Raw genomic sequence first — 21,425 nt, 5'->3', positions numbered from 1 at the left:
TACGCGAATTGTATCCAAAATTTCCTATTTTTAAGCATAAATGAAATCAAATTTACCGAAAAGAAATAAAAACAATGGTAAAATAGTCCGTTTTAAAAAATTTAAAATTTAAGGGAACGTATGAAAAATTTGATCAAATTTTTATCTGCGGTGTTTTTTGTTGGTTTAGTCGGCGGTTGTGCCGACAAATACACCGAGCTTTATAATCTAACGCCGGATCAATGGTACTCCGAGATCATCGGCGATATCAAAAATCGCGACCTAGAAAGCGCCGACAAACACTACACGGCTATGTCTAGCGAGCACGTAGCTAGCCCGCTTTTGGAGCAAATGCTACTAATCCTAGCCCAAGCTCACGCTAACGACGAAGAGTATCTGATGGCGAATTTTTACCTCGATGAATACCTTAAAAGATACGGCGATAGCGGCCCTAGGAGCGAATTTGCGCAGTATTTGAAGATAAAAGCAAATTTTGATTCATTTTCACAACCGAATCGCAACCAAAAGCTAATGCAAGACAGTATCGCCGAGATAGAAAAATTTCTCTACGTCTACCCAAACACGCAGTATCGCCCGCTGATTGAAACTATGCTGGTTAAATTTAAACTCGCTATCTACAACCTAGACGTGCAGATAGCGGATTTATACGAGCGCACGGGCAGAGACGAGTCGGCGCAAATTTATAAAGAAAAAGTACAAGCCTCGCCTCTAAACGACGCAAATATCGTGCTTCCGCAGCTTCCTTGGTATAGAAAAATGTTTGAGTAGGAGCTAAATTTGCAAATTTACGAATCAAAAATGTTCCCTGCGCAGCTGCCCGTCATCGTAGAAGACGAGCTGTTTTTGTATCCTTTTATGATCACGCCGCTTTTTTTAAGCGACGAGGAAAATATCGAAGCACTAAATTTGGCTCTCGAGTCGCAGAGTCCCATCCTAGTCGTGCCGACGAAAGCGCAAAACGAAGGCGCGCGAGAATTTGACTCCATCTATGACGCCGGCGTCATCGGCACCGTGATGAGGCGAGTACCGCTACCGGACGGTAGAGTAAAAATTTTATTTCAAGGCACGAGCAAAGGCCGCATAGTCTCAAAAATATCCTCAAAGCCGCTGCAAGCGGTCGTGGACGTGTTGCACGAAAAAAGACCAGAAAATACCAAAAGCGACGCGCTACTAACCGTGCTTCGCGAAAAGGTGCGAGATCTGGCCGCGCTTAGCCACTTTTTCCCACCGGATCTTTTAAAAACGATAGAGGAGAGCGCCGAGCCCAGCCGTGTTTGCGATCTGATTTTAAGCTCGCTAAGGCTCAAGAAAAAAACGGCGTACGAGTTTTTCATCGAGGAAAATTTGGAGCAAAAGCTACTAAAACTTATCGACTACGTCATCGAGGAGATCGAGGCAAACAAGCTTCAGCGCGAAATAAAAAACAAAGTCCACTCAAGGATCGATAAGGTAAATAAGGAGTATTTTCTAAAAGAGCAGCTAAAGCAGATCCAGCAAGAGCTTGGCTCCGATACGAGCCGCGAAGAGGAGATCGAGGAGTACCGTAAGAAGCTGGAAGCTAAGAAAAAATTTATGGGCGAGGACGCGTATAAGGAGATAAAAAAGCAAATCGACAAACTATCGCGCATGCATCCAGACTCTGCCGACGCCAACACGACGCAAAGCTACCTCGACTGGGTTGTTGAGGTGCCGTTTGAAAACCTGGCAAACAAAAAGCTAAGCGTGCAAGAGGTCGCAAAGCAGCTAAACGCCGATCACTACGGGCTTGAAAGACCAAAAGATAGGATAGAGGAGTATTTTGCTCTGCGCGAGCTTTTACAGCTGCGAGGCTTCGCGGGCAAGGTAAATAACGGCGCAATCTTGTGCTTTGCGGGGCCTCCGGGCGTTGGTAAAACGAGTCTGGCAAACTCCATCGCAAAGGCGCTAAAACGCGAACTAGTGCGCGTGGCACTGGGCGGACTGGAGGACGTAAACGAGCTGCGCGGACACCGCCGCACCTACATCGGCGCGATGCCGGGTCGCATCGTGCAGGGACTGATAGAAGCAAAGCAGATGAATCCGGTCGTCGTACTAGACGAGATCGATAAGGTCGGCAGGAGCTTTCGCGGCGATCCGACGGCGGTGCTGCTAGAGATTTTAGATCCCGAGCAAAATAACAAATTTAGAGATTATTATTTAAATTTTAATATCGACCTGAGCAAGGTCGTTTTCGTCGCGACGGCAAACGACGTGAGCGCCATACCGCCGGCACTGCGCGATAGGATGGAGTTTATCGAGCTTAGCTCATACACCCCGCAGGAAAAATTTGAGATCGCTAAAAAATATCTAATCCCCCAAGAGCTCAAAAAACATGGGCTAAAGCCGAGCGAAGTGACTCTAGGTAAAGACGTGCTAAGCCTCATCATCTCGGACTACACGCGAGAAAGCGGAGTGCGAAATCTGCGCCGCCGCCTAGCGGATATCTTTAGAAAGGCAGCAAAAAGGCTACTTGAGGGCGAGGCGCAAAAGATAACCGTGACGACTAAAAATTTGAACGAGTTTTTAGAAAAAAAGGTCTTTGAGATTGAGCATGCGGACAAAAAGCCGCAGATCGGCCAGGTAAACGGGCTGGCGTGGACGAGCGTGGGCGGCGACGTGCTAAAGATCGAAGCCATCCGCATACAGGGCAAGGGCGGTCTGCAGATCACGGGTTCTTTGGGCGACGTGATGAAGGAGAGCGCATATATCGCATTTAGCCTCGTTAAAGTGCTGATCGACGCTAAAAAGATAAAAGTGCCTACTAAAATCATCCCGAGCCTGCCGGACGACGTCAAAGATGGCGTAAAAAAAGAGCCTAGCGCTAGCGAAGTGTATCGCCGTTATGACTTGCACATTCACGTGCCAGAGGGCGCCACGCCAAAAGACGGACCGAGTGCAGGTATCACGATGGTGACGGCGATCGCCTCGATCCTAACGGATACCAAAGTGCGAAGCGACGTGGCGATGACGGGCGAGATCACGCTCAGCGGCCGCGTGCTACCTATCGGCGGGCTAAAAGAAAAGCTCATCGCCGCGCATAAGGCCGGCATCAAAACCGCTCTGATACCGCGCAAAAACTATGAGCGCGATCTAGGCGACATACCGCAAGACGTCAAAAACGATATGCAAATCATCCCCGTGGACGTCATCGAAGACGTGCTAAAAAATGCGTTCGTCACAAAGTAACTACTAAATTTGATTAAATTTAGCCTCGGTAGTGGGGCTAAATTTCTACTTTAATATCATCAATTTACGATTAAAATTTCATTTATGATCAAGAAAATTTAAAAATTTTGTAAAGCACAAACACTATAATTTTACCGATATTCTTAAAAATAGAGAGCATGGTGAAACAGAGTTTGCATGCAATAACTGTAAAGACTATATCTCGCTTTACTAAAATTGACAAGACACTTTACAAACAATAGAACGAAATCGCCGCTAAAATTTACTTAAGTTTTATTGAGCGTGCGTATTTCTTAGTATTTGCTGTTTGTGCTTAGGCTAAGCCTGGGATATATACTTGATCTTATTTCTTCGTTTGCTAGCATAGTTTGAAGCTTAGAAGATAGGATGGAAGGATTAGTAGATTCTAGAGATTTAGAGAGAGGGGGAGAAGGATATGGATTTGGCGGATAAGGGCACACCAAATAAGTAAACAATAAAAAACAAAAAAGATATCCTTCGCAAACTCTACTTTCCTAACTACCCTGAAATCTAGGCCTAAATTTAATCACAATGAGTCTTAATAAGGCATTAAAAATACCTAACAATCAATAATATTTTAAAAATAAAGAGTGATTGTAGCTTAAATGCAGTTTAAGGCAGGCAAGGGTAAAATATGGGAACTTGAATTTAGGTGGGGTGAGATGCAGGGAGCCAGGAGTGAATCAGGATTACTTTGTAACTTTTATTTCTTATTCTTTTATGCTATTTATTCCATACTTTCCTACTTTTTATTCCAACAATTTACTATCTATCCCATTATATTTTATGGTTTTTGCTTTTGTATGTATTTTTTTAAAACATATTGCATGAATTTAAAAGCAATAGCAAGTTTAAATTTGTGAATTCATAAAATTCAGTATCAATGATACTGACTGAGATTGAATTTACGATGAAATTTTGTAAAAAGGATAAAATTTGGAAAAACTAAAAGAAAATTTAGAAATCGATATTGAAAATTTAAAATTCCAAAATGATGAAAATTTAGAAAAAGAGCTTTTAGAAAAATATAATATTAAGCTTGATAGTGATGAAAGCGTGTTTTATAAATTTACTTGTCACTCTAAATTTTGGCTTTTTGTTGAGTTTTTTTCTTGTTTAATTGTCGGTATTGGTTGTTGTATAGCTATTGTTACCGAAACGATATTTTATAAAATTTGTTGTTCATTATTGTTGATTTATATTTTATTCAGTTTGTTGCCACGCACTATAAAAAATTTTATAAATACAGGGTTTTACATAACGGATAAAAAATTGATTGCTTTTAACGGCGAAAGTTTTTTGTTGGAAAGTTTATATTTTAAAGATTGTGGTCATAAACGCGGATATTATGGTATTGATTTGTATGAAAATTCGACATTTATTTTATGTGTATATGATACAACCAATGGATTTGACAATTTGCTTGCATTGCTACACAAATTAACTAGTAACGATATTATTTTGCAGTTTAAAACAAATAATGATAAACGAATTTCAATAGAAAAAACAAAATTAAAATTAATAAACAACTAATTTTAAAGGAGTAAAAAATGCCAGACAACAACTCAAGCAATGCAGAAGAAAAATTTCTTACAGATGCGGATTTTTTGAAAATTCCAGGAATTTATTTTGATACTTCCAGTGGGTTATTAGATACGCTTGGTTCAGATAAAGAAATAGCTACAAGTGGTGCAAAATTTATAGCAAAAGTAGGTTTTGGCGTTGGAACAGCTATTGACTTAACAGTAAATCTTTCAAAAGATGAAAATAACAATGATTTTTATGTTGTATTAAGCACTATTGGAAAAAATATAATAAAATATAAAATTGGTTCCGCATTATTTAAAAGGTCAGTTATTACAGCCGTATCGGCTGGTACTGCTTCATTGCTTGGGTTATCTACCACACCAGTTTGGCTAACTATCGCCACAACTGTTGGAATAGTAGTTATTACTACATACGTAGCAGATAAGGCTTTAAATTTACTTGAAAATGAATTATCTGATTTAAAAGAATTTGAGTTTTATTCTCCAACGATTTATGGCAAAGTCTCCCAAAAAGAATTTATACTCAAAGAGCTAGAAAGCAGCAATGGAAATTTTTGCAAAAAGATATTTCCCGAGTACGCAAGATATATTCAAACAAGAGACTTTAGCAAAGTAGATATCAGCACGGTTTCAAATTCTGATTTTATCCAAAGAATTACGCTCGAAAAAAACAAAAATGCACTAGCCATAAAAACAGCCTCCGAGGTAGGTAGCGTAAAACAAGCTACCGAGATATTTGAGATCATAAACGCTATACCTAATATCCCAACCGTAACCCTCAACTCCCACACTTACGACATAAGAAACTTTTCAAATTTAGAGATAAGAAATGCGATCGATAAGATACCTCCCGTATCATTCCTGCTTTCCGACATATTAATAAGAACGGGCGAAGAGCTGGATCTGGGAAGCAAGGGAATAAAAAGCGGAGATACCCTCTCGACTATAGCTCAAAGAAACGGTATGGTCACAAAAGAGCTACTAAAGCTAAACACTTGGCTGGTAGATGAAAGCAGGGTTAATTTCTTAGAAAACAAAGTATTGGTAGAATCGAACATACTAGCTCTAAACGAAACAGATCGCGTCCTAACGGGCGATAGAAACGCCGAAAACATCCTAGTGGACACAGGAAGCAATAAAAAAAGCATCCTAAAAGGCGGAAAGAGTTTAGGTGCAACAACGGCAAAGATTCAAAAGAGTTCTATCATATTTTATTAAAGATAATAGGAGTTATTGGGGTGGCAATGTAAGTCGTAGCCAAAACTACGTTTAAGTTATTATAGTTTGTGTTTTTGTCTTATCAATGTTAGAAAAGTGATGTAGGGGGTCGGAAATAAAATTTAAAAAATTAAGCCCTAAAAAGGGCTTAAAAATTATAGCCCTTCAAAAGGATTGGTTACTACGTCGTCGCGATCGACTACGTAAGGTATCAAAGCTGCTTGGCGAGCGCGCTTAATAGCTTTTTCGACCATCTCTTGGTATTTTTTAGAAGTGCCTGTTAGGCGTCTTGGCATGATTTTAAATCTCTCTGACAAGCAGTACTTCAAAAGCGAAGTGTCCTTGTAGTCGATAAAATCTATCTTTGCCTCTGTAAATTTGCAGTATTTGCGTGAATATTTTCTTTTTTCAGCCATCGTTTTTTCCTTAATTAAAATGGTATCGTTTCGTCGCCGTCATCGTATTTGTCGGCATCTATATCTATTTCTCGGACGTTATCGCCATAGTATTCGTCTTTTGGCTGTTGCTTTTGTTGCTGCGGTTTATTAAAATTTTGCCTTTGCACGCCACCTTGAGCGTAGCTATTTTGTTGATTTTGTCCGCCTTGATAGCCGCCGCCGTAGCTGTTATTTTGATAACCGCCTTGCTGATAGCCTTGATTACTATTTTGATTATATCCGCCTTGCTGTTGTCCTCCGCCTAGCATCTCCATATTTTCCACGCTGATCGTGTGTTTGCTTCTATTTTGTCCGTTGTTGTCTGTCCATTGGTCGAATTTTAATCGACCTTCCACTAGAAGCTTTGAGCCTTTGGAAAGATATTGGTTTGCTATTTCCGCTTGTTTTCCGAAAAATGTTATGTCTATAAAGCACGTTTCTTCGCGTTTTTCGCCGTTTACGTTAAATTTTCTCGTTACAGCGATAGCGCTGTTGCCTATGGCTGCGCCCGCAGTCGTATATCTAAGCTCGATATCTCGTGTTAAATTTCCTACCAAAACGACTCTATTAAACATTTTTCGTCCTTATTCTTGCGCTGCCGGAGCTTCTTCTGCTTTGACTTTCGGTTCTTTTTTGTTTAGTTTGATGCCCTTGCTCATCTTTTCCCAAGCGGCGATCTCTTTTTTGTTTTCAAATTTGACCGTTAAGAATTTGATGATCTCTTCGGTGATTCTGATGATACGCTCGACTTCGGCGATAGCTTGAGTCGGAGCCTCGAAATACACGACGAAATAAGTTCCGCGCTCGTATTTTTTTACGGTATAGGCTAGTTTTCTAGTGCCCATAGACTGCACAGACGCGATATTTGCGCCGTTTTTGGTTAGGATTTCTTTAACGAAATCAACTTTTGCGCTTACTTCTTCTTCCGTCAAAGTAGGCTTCAAAATGAATAAAAGCTCGTAGTGCTTCATTGATTCTCCTTGTGGGTATTAAGCTCGTTTGCGCGGTTGCAAACGGGCAAGGAAGTCTTTCGACAAGAGCTGATTTTATCTTTTTTTTACTTAATATTTGCTGTTTTTGCCGATAAGATTTTGCAGGCTCAGCACGCAGGAGAGCAGAAAAGTTTTTTTATCGAGGATAGAGTTTGTTTTTAGTTCAAATTCCGCCAAATTTAGCGCGGTAAATATTTCTTTATACGCTTTTAAATTTATCGCCAGACACTGCCTTTTTAGTTCGTTTGCGACGTTTGGTGGCGGCGCGTAGCCGAGCGTTTCTTTGATGTCGAATTTGCCTGTTATTTTGATACCCGCATGTAGTTTAAAGAGCCTAAAAAATGCACGGTAAAGCGAGTTTATAAACAAAATTTCATTAAAATTTCCATCATCCGCGCAGGAGAAAAAATCGGCCCTGATATCTTTTAGCGCGATAAATTTATCGAAAAAATCGTCAAAACTAACGCTTGATAGCGAAAAGACCAAGCTTCTTACGATATTTTCGTTTATGGGCTCGTTTAGAGAGGCTAGTTTATTTAACTCGCTTGCGGCTAGATATAAATTTTCGTTGTGTATGCGGTAGAGTTCAAAAAGCGCGTTTCTCGTTATATTTAGGCTCATTTTTGCAGCTTGTCTGCCGAGTAAATTTACTGCCTCTTCGGGCGAGCCGGGTTTAAAAAATCTCGCAAAATTTGCCCCGAAAGCCTTTTGCGTATCAAAAACGGCTTTGGCGTCGGGCTCAAAAAGCTCGAAGATAAATACGCCGCCGTTTTTGCAACCGTCTATCAGGATTTTTAGCTCTTTCGCGGGGATTTTTTTGTCGCTTTTTACGTGCAAAAGCGGACTGCCGCCAAAGAGCGAAGGCTCGCAAAGATGCGCTCGTGCAGCGTCAAAATCGTACTCGTCGTAGTAAAGGCTCAAAATTTCGAAATCTTTAAATTTGGCTAAAATTTCCTTTGCAAAAAGCTCGATTTGGTATTCGTCCGCTCCGTAAAGCAAAAAATAATTTGGAAATTTAGCCGAATTTAGCGCGGCTTCTAGCTCTTTTCTATACATCGATTTTCTTTACGACTTTGCCAAAAATTTCAGCCGTCGCGATATTTACGTCCGTGATTTCGACGATGACTTTTTGTAGCAAATTTACGCCGTACGCGCCCAAAAATATCCTAGCGCCCTTTATCTCGTCGTCCAGCCTAGCGACCGCGACGTTTTGATTTTCGCTGATATAGGCGTTAAATCGCTGTCCGATGCGCTCTTTTGCCCAGCGCGCGAATTTCCTATCCATAAAATCAAACGCGACTCTGTCGGCTTCGCGCTCGAGTTCGCTTAAATTTGAGCAAGTTGCTTCAATATTTAAAAGCAGGTAGTTAAAAAATTTCTCGTCGTTGCGCAGTTTGGCCTTTAAAAGGCGGTGTAGCGTGAGGTCGGAGTAGCGGCGGATCGGGCTCGTAAAGTGCGTGTAGCGCTCAAACCCCAGCCCGAAGTGGCCTAAATTTTGTGCGCCGTATTCGGCCTTTTTTTGCGATTTTATGATGAGTTTGTCGATCTCTTCGCGGTTGCCTACGGCGTCGGCTTGGGCCTGGATTTTGCGAACCAAATTTGCAATATCGCTCTCATAAACGAAGTCAAAGCCCAGGGCACCGAGGTCTTCGAGTAAAATTTGTATTTTTCGCAGATCCGGCGAGCCGTGATTTCTAAAAACACCTTTGCCGATGCGTTTTGCCGCCGCGATGTTGGCTAGTAGCATACAGTCTTCGACTAGTCTGTGCGAGTCGGTATCAGTCTCAAATCTCGTAGAGGCAAGCCCGCCGCCTGCGTCAAGGCACATGCGAAGCTCCTGCGTCCTAAAGTCAAATGCGTTTTTCAGGCGTTTTTTGCGCAGGCGCGATGTGAGCGTGAAAAGAGGCTTGATCCAGCCGGCCTCGTCTTCGCGTTCGCCGCGTAAAATTTGATCGACCTCGTCGTAGTTAAAGCGTCTTTGTGAGACGATAACGGCTTCTAAGAGCTCTTCTTTTGCGACTTCGTCCTCTTCGCCTAGCGTGATTTTGAAACAAAATGCAAGGCGCGCGGTATTTGGCTTAAGCGAGCAGATATTTTCGCTCAAATTTCGCGGTAGCATCGGCACGGCTTTGTGCGGAAAATATATAGAAAATCCGCGCGTTTTGGCTTCTGCGTCTATCGGAGAGTATGGCGTGACGTATTCGCTGACGTCGGCGATCGCGACGTAAATTTCGCGTTTTTTCTCGTCAAAATATATCGCGTCGTCAAAGTCCTTAGCATCGACGGGGTCTATCGTGCAAAATGGCAAACCCCGCAAATCCACTCGCTGCGGGTACATCGTAGGATCGACCTCGTCGCCCCATGCGATCGCTTCGGCTTCGCACTCTTCGTTAAATTCATCATTTTTGTTAAATACGGCGAGCGAAATTTTTTCGTCGCTGAGCGGGTCGTTTATGTTGCCGATAACCTCGACTATTTCGTTATTTAGGTTGCCGATTTTTAGTAGCGTGCCAGGCGGCAGCATTTTTAGCGATTTTTGCGAGGCTTTTAGCGGCGAGCTAAGCGCTGTTTTTACGTTTACGCCAAGGATCACCGAGCCTATTTGCTTGGTATAAACTACGCTCGTTTCGTTGGCGAGTTTTAGCGTCATCACGACCTTGGCACTTTGGCGTTTTTTCTTTAGCGGCAGGAGTTTTGCCAGTACGATGTCACCGTAGTGCGAGGCGTTTAAATTTTTATTTTCTATTATTATATCTTGCTTAAAACGTTTGTCGTATGGCGTCAAAAAGCCCGTGCCGTTCGCGCTTATATCGAGTTTGCCGCAAACAAAGCCGTTATTTAGATAGTAGCGATCTTTGTGGCGGCTTACGGCGTTTAAATTTAGTAAATTTCGTAGGATTTCTTTATCGGCGGAGGCGACTTCCTTTTCACTCGCTCCGTCAAGTAGTTTAGTTAAAAATTCTTTCACAAATTCGCTTTGACTTTTGCGACGGCTTCTAAAAATTTATCTTGCGCAAAGCCGTATTCGTCGAGGCACATTAACGTATTTTGCAGATTGTCGTCGTTTAGTTGGTTAAAGATATTGACAGCATTTTTTACTACCTTAAGCGCTTTTGAGTAGCTTTTTATGTGTTCAGGCGCATCGTCTGGGTTGTTTGAGTATAAAATCGCGTCAACAAGCTCAGGCTCAAGGTTCCATTGTTCGAAAATTTTAGCCGTTACGGTTTCGTTAGAGATACCGACGATCTCGTTTTCTAGCTCAGATAAATCAAAAGGGCTTGAAATATTTTTTAATTTTGCCTTAAAATCATCAGCTTTGCCTGTTTCGTTTAGCTCGTTTGAGATGACGATTTTGCCCACTTCTAACATAAACGAGGCGGGGCTTAAAACGGTAAGCTCGCTAGCGTTGATTTTCGAATACCAGTTATACATTAGGGCATTTTGCATTATAGAAATATTTAAAAAATCTTGACTAGTGATACCGTAAGGATCTAAATTTATCTTAAAGCTTTTTTTGACAGCGCTTGATAGAGCGAAACCGCGTATAGTCGCCATGCCAAATAGCGTAACTGCTCTTGATATCGTAGTAATCTCTCTGCTAAATCCATAAAGAGGAGAGTTTGCCGAGCGCAGTATATTCGCCGTTAACATCGGGTCTTTTTCGACTATTTGAGATAGGTCGTTAAGCGAACTATTGTCGTTTGAGCAAACGGTTTGAATTTTTATTATCGTATCGTCAAGCGGCGGAAGAGCCTTTATATGTTTATAAATTGATTCATTCATTTTTTACACTTTGCATCGAGATTTCGTAAGTGACAATTCTACACTAAAAGGCTTTTTAAAAAACTTAAATACATATGTTAAGCTTATTTTAGCGACTAAATAGTATAATCTCGCAAATTTTTTAAAAGGAGAGAATATGGCAGTAAGCATTTACTATGACAAAGATTGCGATTTAAGCTTGATTAGAAGCAAAACCGTGGCGATGATAGGTTTTGGTTCGCAAGGACACGCGCATGCTGAAAATTTACGCGATAGCGGTGTAAAGGTGATCGTGGGTCTAGCAAAGGGCGGTAAAAGCTGGGCGAAGGCCGAGGCGAAGGGCTTTGAGGTAAAAACCGTAGCCGAAGCCGCAAAGGCCGCAAACGTCATAATGATACTGACTCCTGACGAGCTTCAAGCTGAAATTTTCGAGCGAGATATAAAGCCGAATTTAAACGATGGCGACGCGATAGCCTTTGGACACGGTTTTAACGTGCATTTTGGACAGATCAAAGCTCCTGAAGGCATCGACGTCATCATGATCGCTCCAAAAGCGCCGGGCCACACCGTAAGGAGCGAATTTGTCCGAGGTGGCGGCATCCCTGATCTAATCGCCGTAGAGCAAAACGCAAGCGGAAAAGCAAAAGAACTAGCTCTAAGCTATGCTAGCGCGATCGGCGGCGGCAGAACCGGTATCATAGAAACTACATTTAAAGACGAGACTGAAACCGATCTTTTTGGCGAGCAGGCGGTGCTTTGCGGCGGACTTTGTGCGCTGGTAAACGCAGGCTTTGAGACGCTGGTAGATGCGGGATACGAGCCTGAGATGGCGTATTTTGAGTGCCTGCACGAGCTAAAACTAATCGTGGATCTAATGTATCAAGGCGGCATGGCGGATATGCGTTACTCTATCTCAAACACCGCAGAGTACGGCGACTACGTGAGCGGACCGCGCGTTATCGGCGAAGACAGCAAAAAAGCGATGAAAGAAATCCTAAAAGAGATCCAAAACGGTAAATTTGCAAAAGACTTTATCCTCGAGCGCAAGGCCGGATACGTACGCATGAACGCAGAGCGCGGCATCGCCGAAAGAAGTCTACTAAATCAAACCGGCAAAAAATTACGCTCCATGATGCCTTGGATCAGCTCGGGCAAACTCATCGACCAAAGCAAAAATTAATTGAACTCGAAACCTAGAAAAAAAGCCGCGAAAAGGCGCTCCAAAAAGGGGCGCTCGCGCGGCGGACTAAAGCTACTACTTTCCGTTTTTCTCATCGCCTGTATCTTGATTGCAGGGGCATTTTATCTGCTGGACGTCAGGGTAAAGGTTAAAAGCGACAACGCGCTGATCGCTAAAATCGAGCGGTATTTCGGCGATAAAAGCGAGTCCGAGCAAAAACAAAATTTAAGCCACAAACCAAGCCTTTCGGCCTCAAACAGCTCTGAAAAAGTCACCATAAAAGACGCGCAAGCGGCCTCAGGCGTGCACTCGAGAGCAAATTTGACCGATATCAAGGCGCTTTTTGACGAGGCGGATGCTAAAGGTAAAATAAAAATCGGCGGCGAAAAAGCTAGAGCTGAAGAAAAAAACGATCAAAATTTGATAAACGAGCAGGCTAAATTTGATAAAAGCAGGCAAGGCGCACCTGCGACCAAAGATAAAATCTCGCCCGAGAGCGTAAATTTAGCATCCCGCGATACCTCCGAGCTGGACGGCGCAAATGCCAAAAAGGTCGGCGAGCTAAATTTGACAAATTTAAGCTCTAAAAACGAGCCTGCTAAATCCGCTCAAAATAGCGGCGTTAACGTCAAATTTGACGCCTCGCAAACGCCTCAGCGAACGCATATTTTTGCAAATTCCGAAGCCGTGATCTTTGACGATACGCCTATGTCGCAGGCGCAAAATAACCCCCTCGAGCAAGCGCTAAAAAAAGAAAAAATCCATATCGAATTTAGCGACGTAAACAGTGTCACAAATGATCAGGCGGGGCAGGTCGAGGCGAAATTTGACGCCGAAAATGCGACGCAAAGCGCCGAGAAAAACGAGCAAGAAAAGATCGAAAAAGAAAAGTCTAAAAAGAACGAAAAAGCCAAATTTGCCGACACGCAAAAGATGGATAAAAAAAGCGCAACCGAGGCAAACGAGATAAAGGCCACCGTAAAAGCGGGCTACAAACCGCGCCTAGTCATCATCATCGACGACGTGGCGTACAAGCACCAAGCAGACGCGATAAAATCGGTCAATCTAAAGCTCACGCCGTCCTTTTTCCCGGCTACTTCCGCCCACCCCGAAACGCCTGTTTTGGCGCGGCGCTTTAGCTTTTATATGATCCACCTGCCCATGCAGGCTCTAGGCGGCTTTAAGGGTGCTGAGATAGGCACTCTCACGGTCGACGACGACTACGAAAAGATCGCGAAAAAGCTGCAAAACATCAAGCGAGACTTTCCGAATCTAAAATACATCAACAACCACACGGGCAGCCGATTTACGAGCGATGCGGCCGCGATGGATAGGATGATGCGGGCGGTGCGTGACGAAAATTTGATATTTGTCGATAGCAAGACGACCTCGCCGACCAAGGTCTACGGCGCGGCGAAAAAATACTCTATGCCATACATCGCGCGCGACGTATTCTTGGATCACGACGGCTCCAAAGCTGCTGTGCGAAAGCAGCTAAAATATGCCGTCGAGCTAGCCAAAAAGCGCTCATACGCCATCGCAATCGGCCATCCGCACAAAAACACGCTAGAAGTCCTACAAGAAAGCGCAAAACTCTTGCAAGAGGTCGAGGTTGTTTATCTAAAGGACCTTTTTTGAACGTTTTAACCGAGCTTCCGCGCGGCCTTTTGCGTCTTAAAAAGCTGCCGGCAAAGCTGTATTTCGAGGGAAATTTAGCCCTGCTTGAGCGTCCGATGGTCTCGATCGTGGGTTCTAGAAAGGCAAGCGCTTACACCAGGCAGTGCGTAGAGGCGCTGGCTAGGACGCTGGCAAACAGTGGCGTTTGCGTAGTTAGCGGGGCGGCCATCGGCGTAGATATCGCCGCGCACAAGGGCGCATATCCGCATACTATCGCGGTTTTTGGCAACGGACTAAATAAAATCTACCCGCCAAGCAACGCCAAAATCATCAAGGAAATCTATCAAAACGCGCTGGCTCTGAGCGAATACGCCCCCGATGAGCCGCCGCTTGCTTATAGATTTTTGGAGCGAAACCGCATCGTAGTCGCGCTCTCGCAGGCTCTAGTCGTGGCGCAGGCGGATACTAAAAGCGGCTCGATGCAAAGTGCGCGCATGGCAAAGGAGCTTGGCGTGCCGATATTTACGCTGCCTCAGCGCCTAGGCGAGAGCGATGGGACAAACGAGCTAGTAGCTAGCGGTGCGGCAAATTTGATAAACGATTTTGACGCCTTTGCGCTTCGTTTCGGCGGTAAACCCGCACCTGCGCAAGAGGACGAGGTGATAAAATTTTGTAAAAACGGCGCGAGCCTCGATGCAGCTTTGGCAAAATTCGGCGATAAAATTTATGAATATGAACTCGAAGGCAAGCTGCGAATATCTGGGCTTACGGTATTTGCGGAGTAAAATTTAGTGGCTTTTGAGCTCAAATTTGCGCCGCGCGAGTTTTTGTTAAAACGGCGGTAAAATTTGAAGTAAAAATTTATCGGCTTGACGGCGGTAAATGCATTTCGGCGACGTTTGATTTTGTAAATTTGACGGAGCGTGGCTATCAAATTTGAGCCTGTCTGCCGTCAAATTTATCGCTAAATTTGAGAAAATCTAAAGGACGAAAATGAGCATAATGGCCATCGACGTTGGGCTAAAACGTATCGGCTTGGCGCTAGCCGTCCGGCAAACCGTGATGCCGCAAACACCCGTGCTGCGCAAAAATCGCAATCAAGCCGCGCGCGACGTTAGCGCCGTTTTGCGCGAATACGGAGCAAAAAAGCTAGTCGTGGGCGTGCCGCTTGGGGGATCTAGCGAGGATGAGATGCGGCGGCGGATCGAGCACTTCGTGTCGCTGCTCGAATTTGACGGCGAGGTGGTCTATCAGGACGAGGCGATGAGTAGCTTTGAGGCGAGCGAAATTTACGCCGAGGGCAGACGCGACGGACGCCTGGATAGCATCGCGGCGATGATTATTTTAAAGCGGTATTTGAGACTTTGAGCAAATTTGGCGCGCGGTAAAATGGCGGCAAATTTTAGTTTTGCGCCAGAGTTACGTTAGGGCCGTCTCGGCTGATCGTTGCCTCGTATAGAGTGAGTAAATTTGAGTCAAATTTACGTCTCGGCTGTAAATTTAGCCGAGATTTTACGTAAAATTTTAAAAGCGGCTTAATTTGCGGGTTTGCAAGTTAAATTTGACTTGCGGGTTAGGCGCGTTACGATTTGGAGTCAAATTTACTCTGACGACAGCCCGCCGATCAGCTATAGCGCCGTATCCAGTCATCTAAAAAACGCATTTGCTCTGCCGTGTGGAACCTATGCTCGCCGTTTTTCATGACGGTAAGCGTTGCTTTGATTCGGTTTGCAAACTCGTAAATCGTTTCAAAAGAGGTTAGATCGTCCTTTTCGCCGTATAAAATATGCGTCGGCGCCGTCCAGCAGATAGGATGCTCTCTGGCGTAGCAAAGATATTTCCACGAAAGTTTTTCTCCGTATTCCGTATCGAGCTCGCCCCTATCTCGCAGCTCCTCCTCGCTCGCGTTTGCCCGTGACAGCATGTTTAGTATCAAATTTTCCATGTTTACGATAGGGGAGATAAAATACGCCTTTTTTATCTCCATGCCCTGCAAGGCATGCATGGCAAAAAACGCGCCGATACTGTTTGCGACAATCGTCACGGATTTGCGGCTTTTAAGGATAGGCTCAAAAAACGGCGCAAATTCCTCTTTCGCCTCCCACGGCGCGCGAGCCTCGTAATCAAATCCCAGCACGTCGCTATCCGCAAAAAACTGTTGAAAATGGGCCGCTTCTTGCGCGCTTCCGCCTTTACCGTGTATATACACGACTATATTTTTCATGATTTTTCCTTTTTGCTGCCGCTAAATTTTAGCTTTGTTGCAAGCGAACGTACAAAATAAAGCTCGCTTTAACGCCGTTTGCTCTAAAACTTGAGTAGTCCGTCCTCGTCAAATTTAAAATTAGGCCCCCAAGCCACCTCCCAGTAGTATCCGTCCGGATCGGCAAAATACGCGTGGTATCCGCCCCAAAACGCATCTTGGGGCTCCTTGACGATGGTTCCGCCCGCCTTTTTTACTAGCTCTCTAGCTACGTCCTCTTTGTTTTTTACGTTATAGGCTAGCGTGATGCCGCCAAATCCGCTGTCCTTTGGCGGATCGTTTTCGTTGATATCTCGCGTCAGCGCGTCTAGCGGGCAGAGCTCAAATTTGCTCCCCGGCGTATTGAAAAAACAAACGGGCGGATTGTCCTCTTTGCAGTACGTTTAAAATCTCAGGCCGTCTCTGTAAAATTTCAGCACCCTTTGCGCCCTTTGCACGCCTAGGCAGATGCAGGTTATTTTATTCATTTTAGCCTCCGTTATTTGGGCTTATTATATCATTTTGAGGTAGAGGTTTTGGGTCAAATTTGAGCTTATCAAACGAAGCAGGGCAGTTGGGCGAGCTTTAAAAATGCGAGTAAAATTTCAAAAAGCTAAATTTTATCCCCGTTTTGCGTCTCAAATTCGTAAGCTTCGTTTAAGATACGCACCAGAGTATCGGAGAGATAGGGCTGAACTAGCGTCCAAACGCGGATTTTCAGGTTTAAATTTACCGCCGCGTTCGTGGTTTTTAGCACGACTAGCGCGATCTTTTTTTCTATCAAAAGCGTAGCTAGGGCGTCATCTATCTCGCGCAGCAGGCTCTCCTCGATAAAGACGACGTTTGAGCGAAATATCATATCCTCTATGTGGCGTTTTACGATGCTCCACTCGTTGCTCGGCTTCACGTCGATACCGATAAATTCGAGATCTTTTTTGATGATATTAAATGAGTGCGGGTTGGGCTCGGCGACGAGGGCGCTAAAATTTTTGGGATTTTTTATCTTAAAGCTTTTCATGAGATCAAGCTTATCGCCGCAAAGACGCAGCGAAATCTCGGTGCTAGCGCGTATGCCGTGATCAAACTCAAATCTGATGCTCGAGCCGTTTTGCTCGGCCAGCGCCATTGCCGTTTCGTAAAATTTACGGCTTTGCGCGTTCATATTTACGCGAGGCGTGCTTTTGACCGTAAAAAAGTCGTGATCGCAGTGGACGCTAAGGGTAAATTTGATGTTATTTTTGTGGTAGTTCGAGAGTAAAAATTTGATCGTAACGGTCGAGTTTGAGACGTTTAAAAGGAAAATTTGAGCCATCGCGTCGATGAGCTTTGCAAGAGCTGCGATATTCGCGTAAAATAGCCTAGGGTAGGCGATATCGTAGTCTAGCAGCACGTAGTTCGTGTTTTTTTGCGCATCCTCGTTTAGCGAGGAGGCCAAAAATAGCAAACCGCCCGCGATATCGACTTTGGGTAGCGTATTTGTCTCGCTAGATTCGCCGATTTCGCTCGCGCCGTTTTTTTGCGTAGTTTCTTTTTTTATCACGCCGTTTGACCTTCTAAATTTATCCATAAAATAGCAACCGCCCAAAACCGCTAGATAAAGCGCGGCAAAAATCAGGAAAATATACGCGAAACTCACGGCTATATAACCAGCATCGCGTCGCCGTAGGAGTAAAATTTGTACTTTTGCTCCACGGCGGTTTTGTAAATCCGCATAGTTTGCCTAAGTCCGACAAAGCTGGTTACTAGCATGATTAGCGTCGATTTTGGCAGGTGAAAATTCGTAAGCAGGTAGTTTTGGCGGATGGGTTTATTGTTTAAATTTAAAAACAGTCTGCACTCGCCGCTAGACTTGCCGCTTCTGGCAAACTCCTCTACGCAGCGCGTCACCGTCGTGCCTACGCCTAGGATCGGTCTGTTTGAGTTTATCAAATTTTGCGTATCTTGCGGGATATCGTAAAACTCCGCATGCATCTTGTGCTGCGTGATATCCTCGATCTCCACGCCCTTAAACGTCCCCGCGCCCACATGCAGCGTGAGGTAGGCTATCTCGCGGTCTTTGGCTAGGCGCACGATCATCTCGTCGCTAAAGTGCAAGCTAGCCGTCGGAGCCGCCACCGCGCCCTCGTTTTTAGCAAACACGCTTTGATACCAGCTCTCGTCGTCTTTGTTGTCGCTTCGTTTGATGTAGGGCGGCAGAGGCACGTGACCGATGCGAGATAGGATTTTATAAAGCGCAGCCGTATCCAAAAGTTCGCTGTTTTGGCTAAATTTGACCGTGCGAGAGCCGTCCTCAAAGAGCTCGCAGACCTCGGCGGTCAAATTTTCGCCGAAATTTAAAATGCTGCCCGCGCGGACTTTGCCTTTTATATAGACGCTAAATTTACCGTCCGCAAGCGGAGAGTTTAGCAAAAGCTCCGTTTCGCCGCCGCTATCTTTTTTGCCGAAAATTCTAGCCTTTACGACCTTGGTATCGTTAAAAATAATATCGCAAGGCGGTAAAATTTCGGGCAAATCGCCGAATTTTTGATGAGAGATTTTTTCGCTAGCTCGCTCGTAGACTAGCAATCTCGCGTCCTCTTTGGGAAAGGTCGGGAAATTTGCGATTAGCTCCGGCGGTAGCTCGTAGTCGTAGGCGTCAAGCGAGTTTGGATTTAAAATTTGACTCATTTGGCTAGCCTACCTTGTTTCATGACTATTCGTCCTCTTTTTCTTCGTCGGTTTCCGACTCCTCGTTTTTAGCCGGATTTACGCGGGCGGCTATAAAGATAGAAAGCCCGTAAAGACCGATGAGAGGCACCGCCATCAAAAACTGGCTGAGGATATCAGGAGGCGTCATGATCGCGGCAAATATAAAAATCACGACGATAGCGTAGCGGAAGGAGTTTTTGAGCATCTTATCATCGACTAGGCCGAGTTTAGCGAGGAAAAAGGTGATAACGGGAAGCTCAAATGCGATACCGAATGCAATCACTAGTTTCGTAAAAAACCCGACGTAGCCGCCGATATTTAGCATCGCGGAAAAGAGCTGTTGGCCGAAATTTATAAGAAATGCAAAGCCGATAGGAACGACGACGTAGTAGCAAAACGCCGCGCCAACGAGAAACATAAAGGTCGCCGAGATCACGAAGGGTATGACGTATTTTTTCTCGTTTTCGTAAAGCCCGGGCGCTACAAACAGCCAAAACTGCCAAAAAATGATGGGCAACGAGAGCAAAAATCCCGTAAAAAACGCCACCTTCATCGCTACGAAAAATGGCTCTTGCACTTCGAGAAAGACCATTTTTTGGTTATCGGGCAGAGTGTTTTGCAGCGGCGCGATGATAAAGTCTAAAATTTGATTCCAAAAGCTAAAGCACACTACAAACATCACGATCACGGTCATGACGCTGATGAAAAGCCTTTTTCTAAGTTCTACTAAATGCGGTTTTAGCTCTTCAAACATTACGCCTCTTTTTTCTCGTTATCGCCTAAAACGGCGTTTTTGACGGCTTCGCCCGGATTTTTGACCGCTTCGACGCTCTTTTTTACGTCGTTTAGGCCGTCCGTGATGCCGCTAGCGACGTCGTTTACGCCCTTTTTGAGCTCGTCAAGCTCCTCAAACGTGAGCTTTTTTCGCACCGTTTCGGTTGTTTTTGCGATGCTTTCTTTATATTTTTTCGCGTCCTCTTTGAGTTCTTGGATTTTTATCTCTTGATCGAAGCTACTTTTTGCGTCATTGACCGTTTTTTTAACGGTTTTAAAAAATTTCGCTATCTCGACCATCGCGCTAGGAAGCTTATCGGGTCCTAAAAATAATACCGCGATGACGGCTATGACGATGATCTCGGGTAAGCTCATGCCAAACATTTTTTATCCTAAATTTTATTTTAAAGCGTTCATTTTAGCGTTTTTTATCTCAAATTTGCATAAATCAACCCGCGATAAATAAAGAAATTTCATCCGCGGTGAGGAAATTTTTAGTGTAATATCGCCCGTTTTTAAATTTTAATTTCCCGCTCTTTTTTAGTAGCAAAGCTCTTTGCTCTTGCTCGGCGTTTAGGCTGTTTTTATCGATACCCACGATGCTTCTAGCGCCTAAAAATATACGCTCTAAATTTAGCTCGTCCGCGCTTAAATTTTCGATTTTTTTAGCGTGCGGATTTTTTACGTAGGCATTTAAATTTGAAGCGTTATAAAAACGATGATCCAGCCAAAATCCGACCGCGTAAGCGCCCAGGGCAAGGTAATTTTTGCCCTGCCAGTAGCCGAGGTTATGCCTGCAAATTTGACCGAAATTTGAGATTTCGTATTGTTTTAGCCCGGCCTCCTCGATGCGGTCTATCATAAATTTAGCTAGCCTCGGGCTATCTTTTGCGTAGTTTATTTTGCCGGCAAAGGGCGTATTTTCTTCAAGCGTTAGCGAATACGCCGATATGTGCGAAACGCCTAAATTTCTGATATTTTGTGCCTCTTGCTCGAGGCGTTTTTTGGTATCTAGTTTCGTGCCGTAGATGAGATCTACATTGATATTTTCTAGCCCCGCGGTCTTGGCGCTTATGATGGTTTCGTAGATCTGCTTTGCGTCGTGGATGCGCCCGAGAAATTTAAGCTTATCTTCAAAAAAGCTTTGAGCGCCGAAGCTCACGCGATTTACGCCGTATGATTTCATCTGCGAGAGCCACTTTAGGCTTGCAGAGTTTGGATTTGCCTCCGTCGTGATCTCGGCGTTTGCCGCCAGATATGGCGCGACCGCCTCAAATAGCCGCTCGTAGTAGCCACCGTCCACGGCGCTTGGCGTCCCTCCGCCGATGAAAAGCGTCTCGATCTCGCCTTTTTTTACGTCAAATTTTAAAATTTGCTCTCTAAAATCCGCAATCATCGCGTCAAAATACGCGCTCGTTAAATTTCGTTTGCCCACCACCGAGCCAAAAGCGCAGTAGGGGCATTTGCTCTCGCAAAAGGGGATGTGGACGTAAAGAAGCATTTTGACCTTTGTTTTTGCCGTATTTTAGCAGATTTTACGGCTTTATCGCGCGGCGTTTGATATTTTGCTTTTGTGCCGTTTATGTGCAGGTTTGCGGTAAATTTTGGCCGGATTTAGGCGCAAAACCGACTCCGACAAGCTATTTGACGCTTTTAAATTTAAAATTTACCGCCGTTTTTACCGCTCGTTAAATTTAAAAAGTCGCGCCGATACGTTTAAATTTGATTTTAATTTAACGCCCG

At 44.3% G+C, this 21,425-nt stretch carries 21 protein-coding genes; 8 read left to right on the top strand and 13 right to left on the bottom strand.

Going from position 1 to position 21,425, the window contains the following annotated elements; translation table 11 throughout:
- The first annotated feature begins 120 nt into the window (after window positions 1-120).
- From EE116_RS08910 to EE116_RS08890, 4 genes are all read left to right on the top strand, one after another.
- Window positions 121-768 (top strand): outer membrane protein assembly factor BamD, encoded by a 648-nt coding sequence (locus EE116_RS08910; RefSeq protein ID WP_122874113.1) that lies wholly within the window; start codon window positions 121-123, stop codon window positions 766-768.
- A 9-nt stretch (window positions 769-777) separates the two neighbouring features.
- Window positions 778-3,204, top strand: coding sequence for an endopeptidase La (gene lon, locus EE116_RS08905; protein ID WP_122874112.1), 2,427 nt, complete (start codon window positions 778-780; stop codon window positions 3,202-3,204).
- A 957-nt stretch (window positions 3,205-4,161) separates the two neighbouring features.
- A complete protein-coding gene (locus tag EE116_RS08895; RefSeq protein ID WP_122874111.1) occupies window positions 4,162-4,758 on the top strand; it encodes a hypothetical protein in 597 nt (198 codons plus the stop codon).
- Window positions 4,759-4,775: 17 nt separating this feature from the next.
- Window positions 4,776-5,990: a LysM peptidoglycan-binding domain-containing protein gene (locus EE116_RS08890; protein WP_122874110.1), complete on the top strand. Its 1,215-nt coding sequence runs from the start codon at window positions 4,776-4,778 to the stop codon at window positions 5,988-5,990.
- 155 nt (window positions 5,991-6,145) lie between these two features.
- On the opposite strand, the gene rpsR is transcribed toward EE116_RS08890, so the two are convergent.
- The 6 genes from rpsR to EE116_RS08860 all read right to left on the bottom strand — a co-directional run bounded on the left by rpsR (window position 6,146) and on the right by EE116_RS08860 (window position 11,202).
- A complete protein-coding gene (rpsR, locus tag EE116_RS08885) occupies window positions 6,146-6,406 on the bottom strand; it encodes a 30S ribosomal protein S18 (RefSeq protein ID WP_002946417.1) in 261 nt (86 codons plus the stop codon).
- A 14-nt stretch (window positions 6,407-6,420) separates the two neighbouring features.
- Window positions 6,421-7,002 (bottom strand): single-stranded DNA-binding protein, encoded by a 582-nt coding sequence (locus tag EE116_RS08880; protein ID WP_122874109.1) that lies wholly within the window; start codon window positions 7,000-7,002, stop codon window positions 6,421-6,423.
- 9 nt (window positions 7,003-7,011) lie between these two features.
- Entirely contained in the window at window positions 7,012-7,398 is a 387-nt protein-coding gene (rpsF, locus tag EE116_RS08875) for a 30S ribosomal protein S6 (protein ID WP_122874108.1), read from the bottom strand.
- Between the two features lie 90 nt (window positions 7,399-7,488).
- Window positions 7,489-8,475 carry a DNA polymerase III subunit delta gene (gene holA / locus EE116_RS08870; RefSeq protein ID WP_122874107.1) on the bottom strand — a complete coding sequence of 329 codons (987 nt, stop codon included), beginning with the start codon at window positions 8,473-8,475 and terminating at the stop codon, window positions 7,489-7,491.
- Window positions 8,468-10,387 (bottom strand): RNB domain-containing ribonuclease, encoded by a 1,920-nt coding sequence (locus tag EE116_RS08865; protein WP_122874106.1) that lies wholly within the window; start codon window positions 10,385-10,387, stop codon window positions 8,468-8,470. Before EE116_RS08865 ends, holA begins: the two co-directional genes overlap by 8 nt.
- Window positions 10,384-11,202 (bottom strand): HDOD domain-containing protein, encoded by an 819-nt coding sequence (locus EE116_RS08860; protein WP_122874105.1) that lies wholly within the window; start codon window positions 11,200-11,202, stop codon window positions 10,384-10,386. Before EE116_RS08860 ends, EE116_RS08865 begins: the two co-directional genes overlap by 4 nt.
- Window positions 11,203-11,338: 136 nt before the next feature.
- Between EE116_RS08860 and ilvC the strand changes: the two genes are divergently transcribed.
- The 4 genes from ilvC (at window position 11,339) to ruvX (ending at window position 15,346) form a co-directional block, all read left to right on the top strand.
- Window positions 11,339-12,361, top strand: coding sequence for a ketol-acid reductoisomerase (gene ilvC, locus EE116_RS08855; protein ID WP_122874104.1), 1,023 nt, complete (start codon window positions 11,339-11,341; stop codon window positions 12,359-12,361).
- Window positions 12,362-13,999: a divergent polysaccharide deacetylase family protein gene (locus tag EE116_RS08850; protein WP_122874103.1), complete on the top strand. Its 1,638-nt coding sequence runs from the start codon at window positions 12,362-12,364 to the stop codon at window positions 13,997-13,999.
- Window positions 13,996-14,763: a DNA-processing protein DprA gene (dprA, locus tag EE116_RS08845; RefSeq protein WP_122874102.1), complete on the top strand. Its 768-nt coding sequence runs from the start codon at window positions 13,996-13,998 to the stop codon at window positions 14,761-14,763. The genes EE116_RS08850 and dprA overlap by 4 nt, the downstream gene beginning before the upstream one ends.
- Window positions 14,764-14,971: 208 nt before the next feature.
- The gene (gene ruvX / locus EE116_RS08840) at window positions 14,972-15,346 is read left to right on the top strand and encodes a Holliday junction resolvase RuvX (protein WP_122874101.1); all 375 of its coding nucleotides are present in this window, start codon (window positions 14,972-14,974) and stop codon (window positions 15,344-15,346) included.
- A 256-nt stretch (window positions 15,347-15,602) separates the two neighbouring features.
- Here the strand turns inward: ruvX and EE116_RS08835 are convergent, their stop codons facing one another.
- The 7 genes from EE116_RS08835 to hemW form a co-directional block, all read right to left on the bottom strand.
- Window positions 15,603-16,202, bottom strand: coding sequence for an alpha/beta hydrolase (locus tag EE116_RS08835; RefSeq protein ID WP_122874100.1), 600 nt, complete (start codon window positions 16,200-16,202; stop codon window positions 15,603-15,605).
- Between the two features lie 83 nt (window positions 16,203-16,285).
- Window positions 16,286-16,489 carry a VOC family protein gene (locus EE116_RS13305; RefSeq protein WP_478210137.1) on the bottom strand — a complete coding sequence of 68 codons (204 nt, stop codon included), beginning with the start codon at window positions 16,487-16,489 and terminating at the stop codon, window positions 16,286-16,288.
- A 344-nt stretch (window positions 16,490-16,833) separates the two neighbouring features.
- The gene (locus EE116_RS08825) at window positions 16,834-17,856 is read right to left on the bottom strand and encodes a hypothetical protein (RefSeq protein ID WP_122874099.1); all 1,023 of its coding nucleotides are present in this window, start codon (window positions 17,854-17,856) and stop codon (window positions 16,834-16,836) included.
- A 2-nt stretch (window positions 17,857-17,858) separates the two neighbouring features.
- Entirely contained in the window at window positions 17,859-18,887 is a 1,029-nt protein-coding gene (gene queA, locus EE116_RS08820; protein ID WP_122874098.1) for a tRNA preQ1(34) S-adenosylmethionine ribosyltransferase-isomerase QueA, read from the bottom strand.
- Window positions 18,888-18,912: 25 nt separating this feature from the next.
- The gene (tatC, locus tag EE116_RS08815) at window positions 18,913-19,662 is read right to left on the bottom strand and encodes a twin-arginine translocase subunit TatC (protein WP_122874097.1); all 750 of its coding nucleotides are present in this window, start codon (window positions 19,660-19,662) and stop codon (window positions 18,913-18,915) included.
- Window positions 19,662-20,066, bottom strand: coding sequence for a Sec-independent protein translocase protein TatB (tatB, locus tag EE116_RS08810; protein ID WP_122874096.1), 405 nt, complete (start codon window positions 20,064-20,066; stop codon window positions 19,662-19,664). Before tatB ends, tatC begins: the two co-directional genes overlap by 1 nt.
- 64 nt (window positions 20,067-20,130) lie before the next feature.
- The gene (gene hemW / locus EE116_RS08805) at window positions 20,131-21,183 is read right to left on the bottom strand and encodes a radical SAM family heme chaperone HemW (RefSeq protein WP_122874095.1); all 1,053 of its coding nucleotides are present in this window, start codon (window positions 21,181-21,183) and stop codon (window positions 20,131-20,133) included.
- Window positions 21,184-21,425: the final 242 nt, after the last annotated feature.

It is taken from the genome of Campylobacter showae (assembly GCF_900573985.1).
Lineage (GTDB): Bacteria > Campylobacterota > Campylobacteria > Campylobacterales > Campylobacteraceae > Campylobacter_A > Campylobacter_A showae_E.
This window is presented reverse-complemented; position numbering and strand designations above follow the sequence as displayed.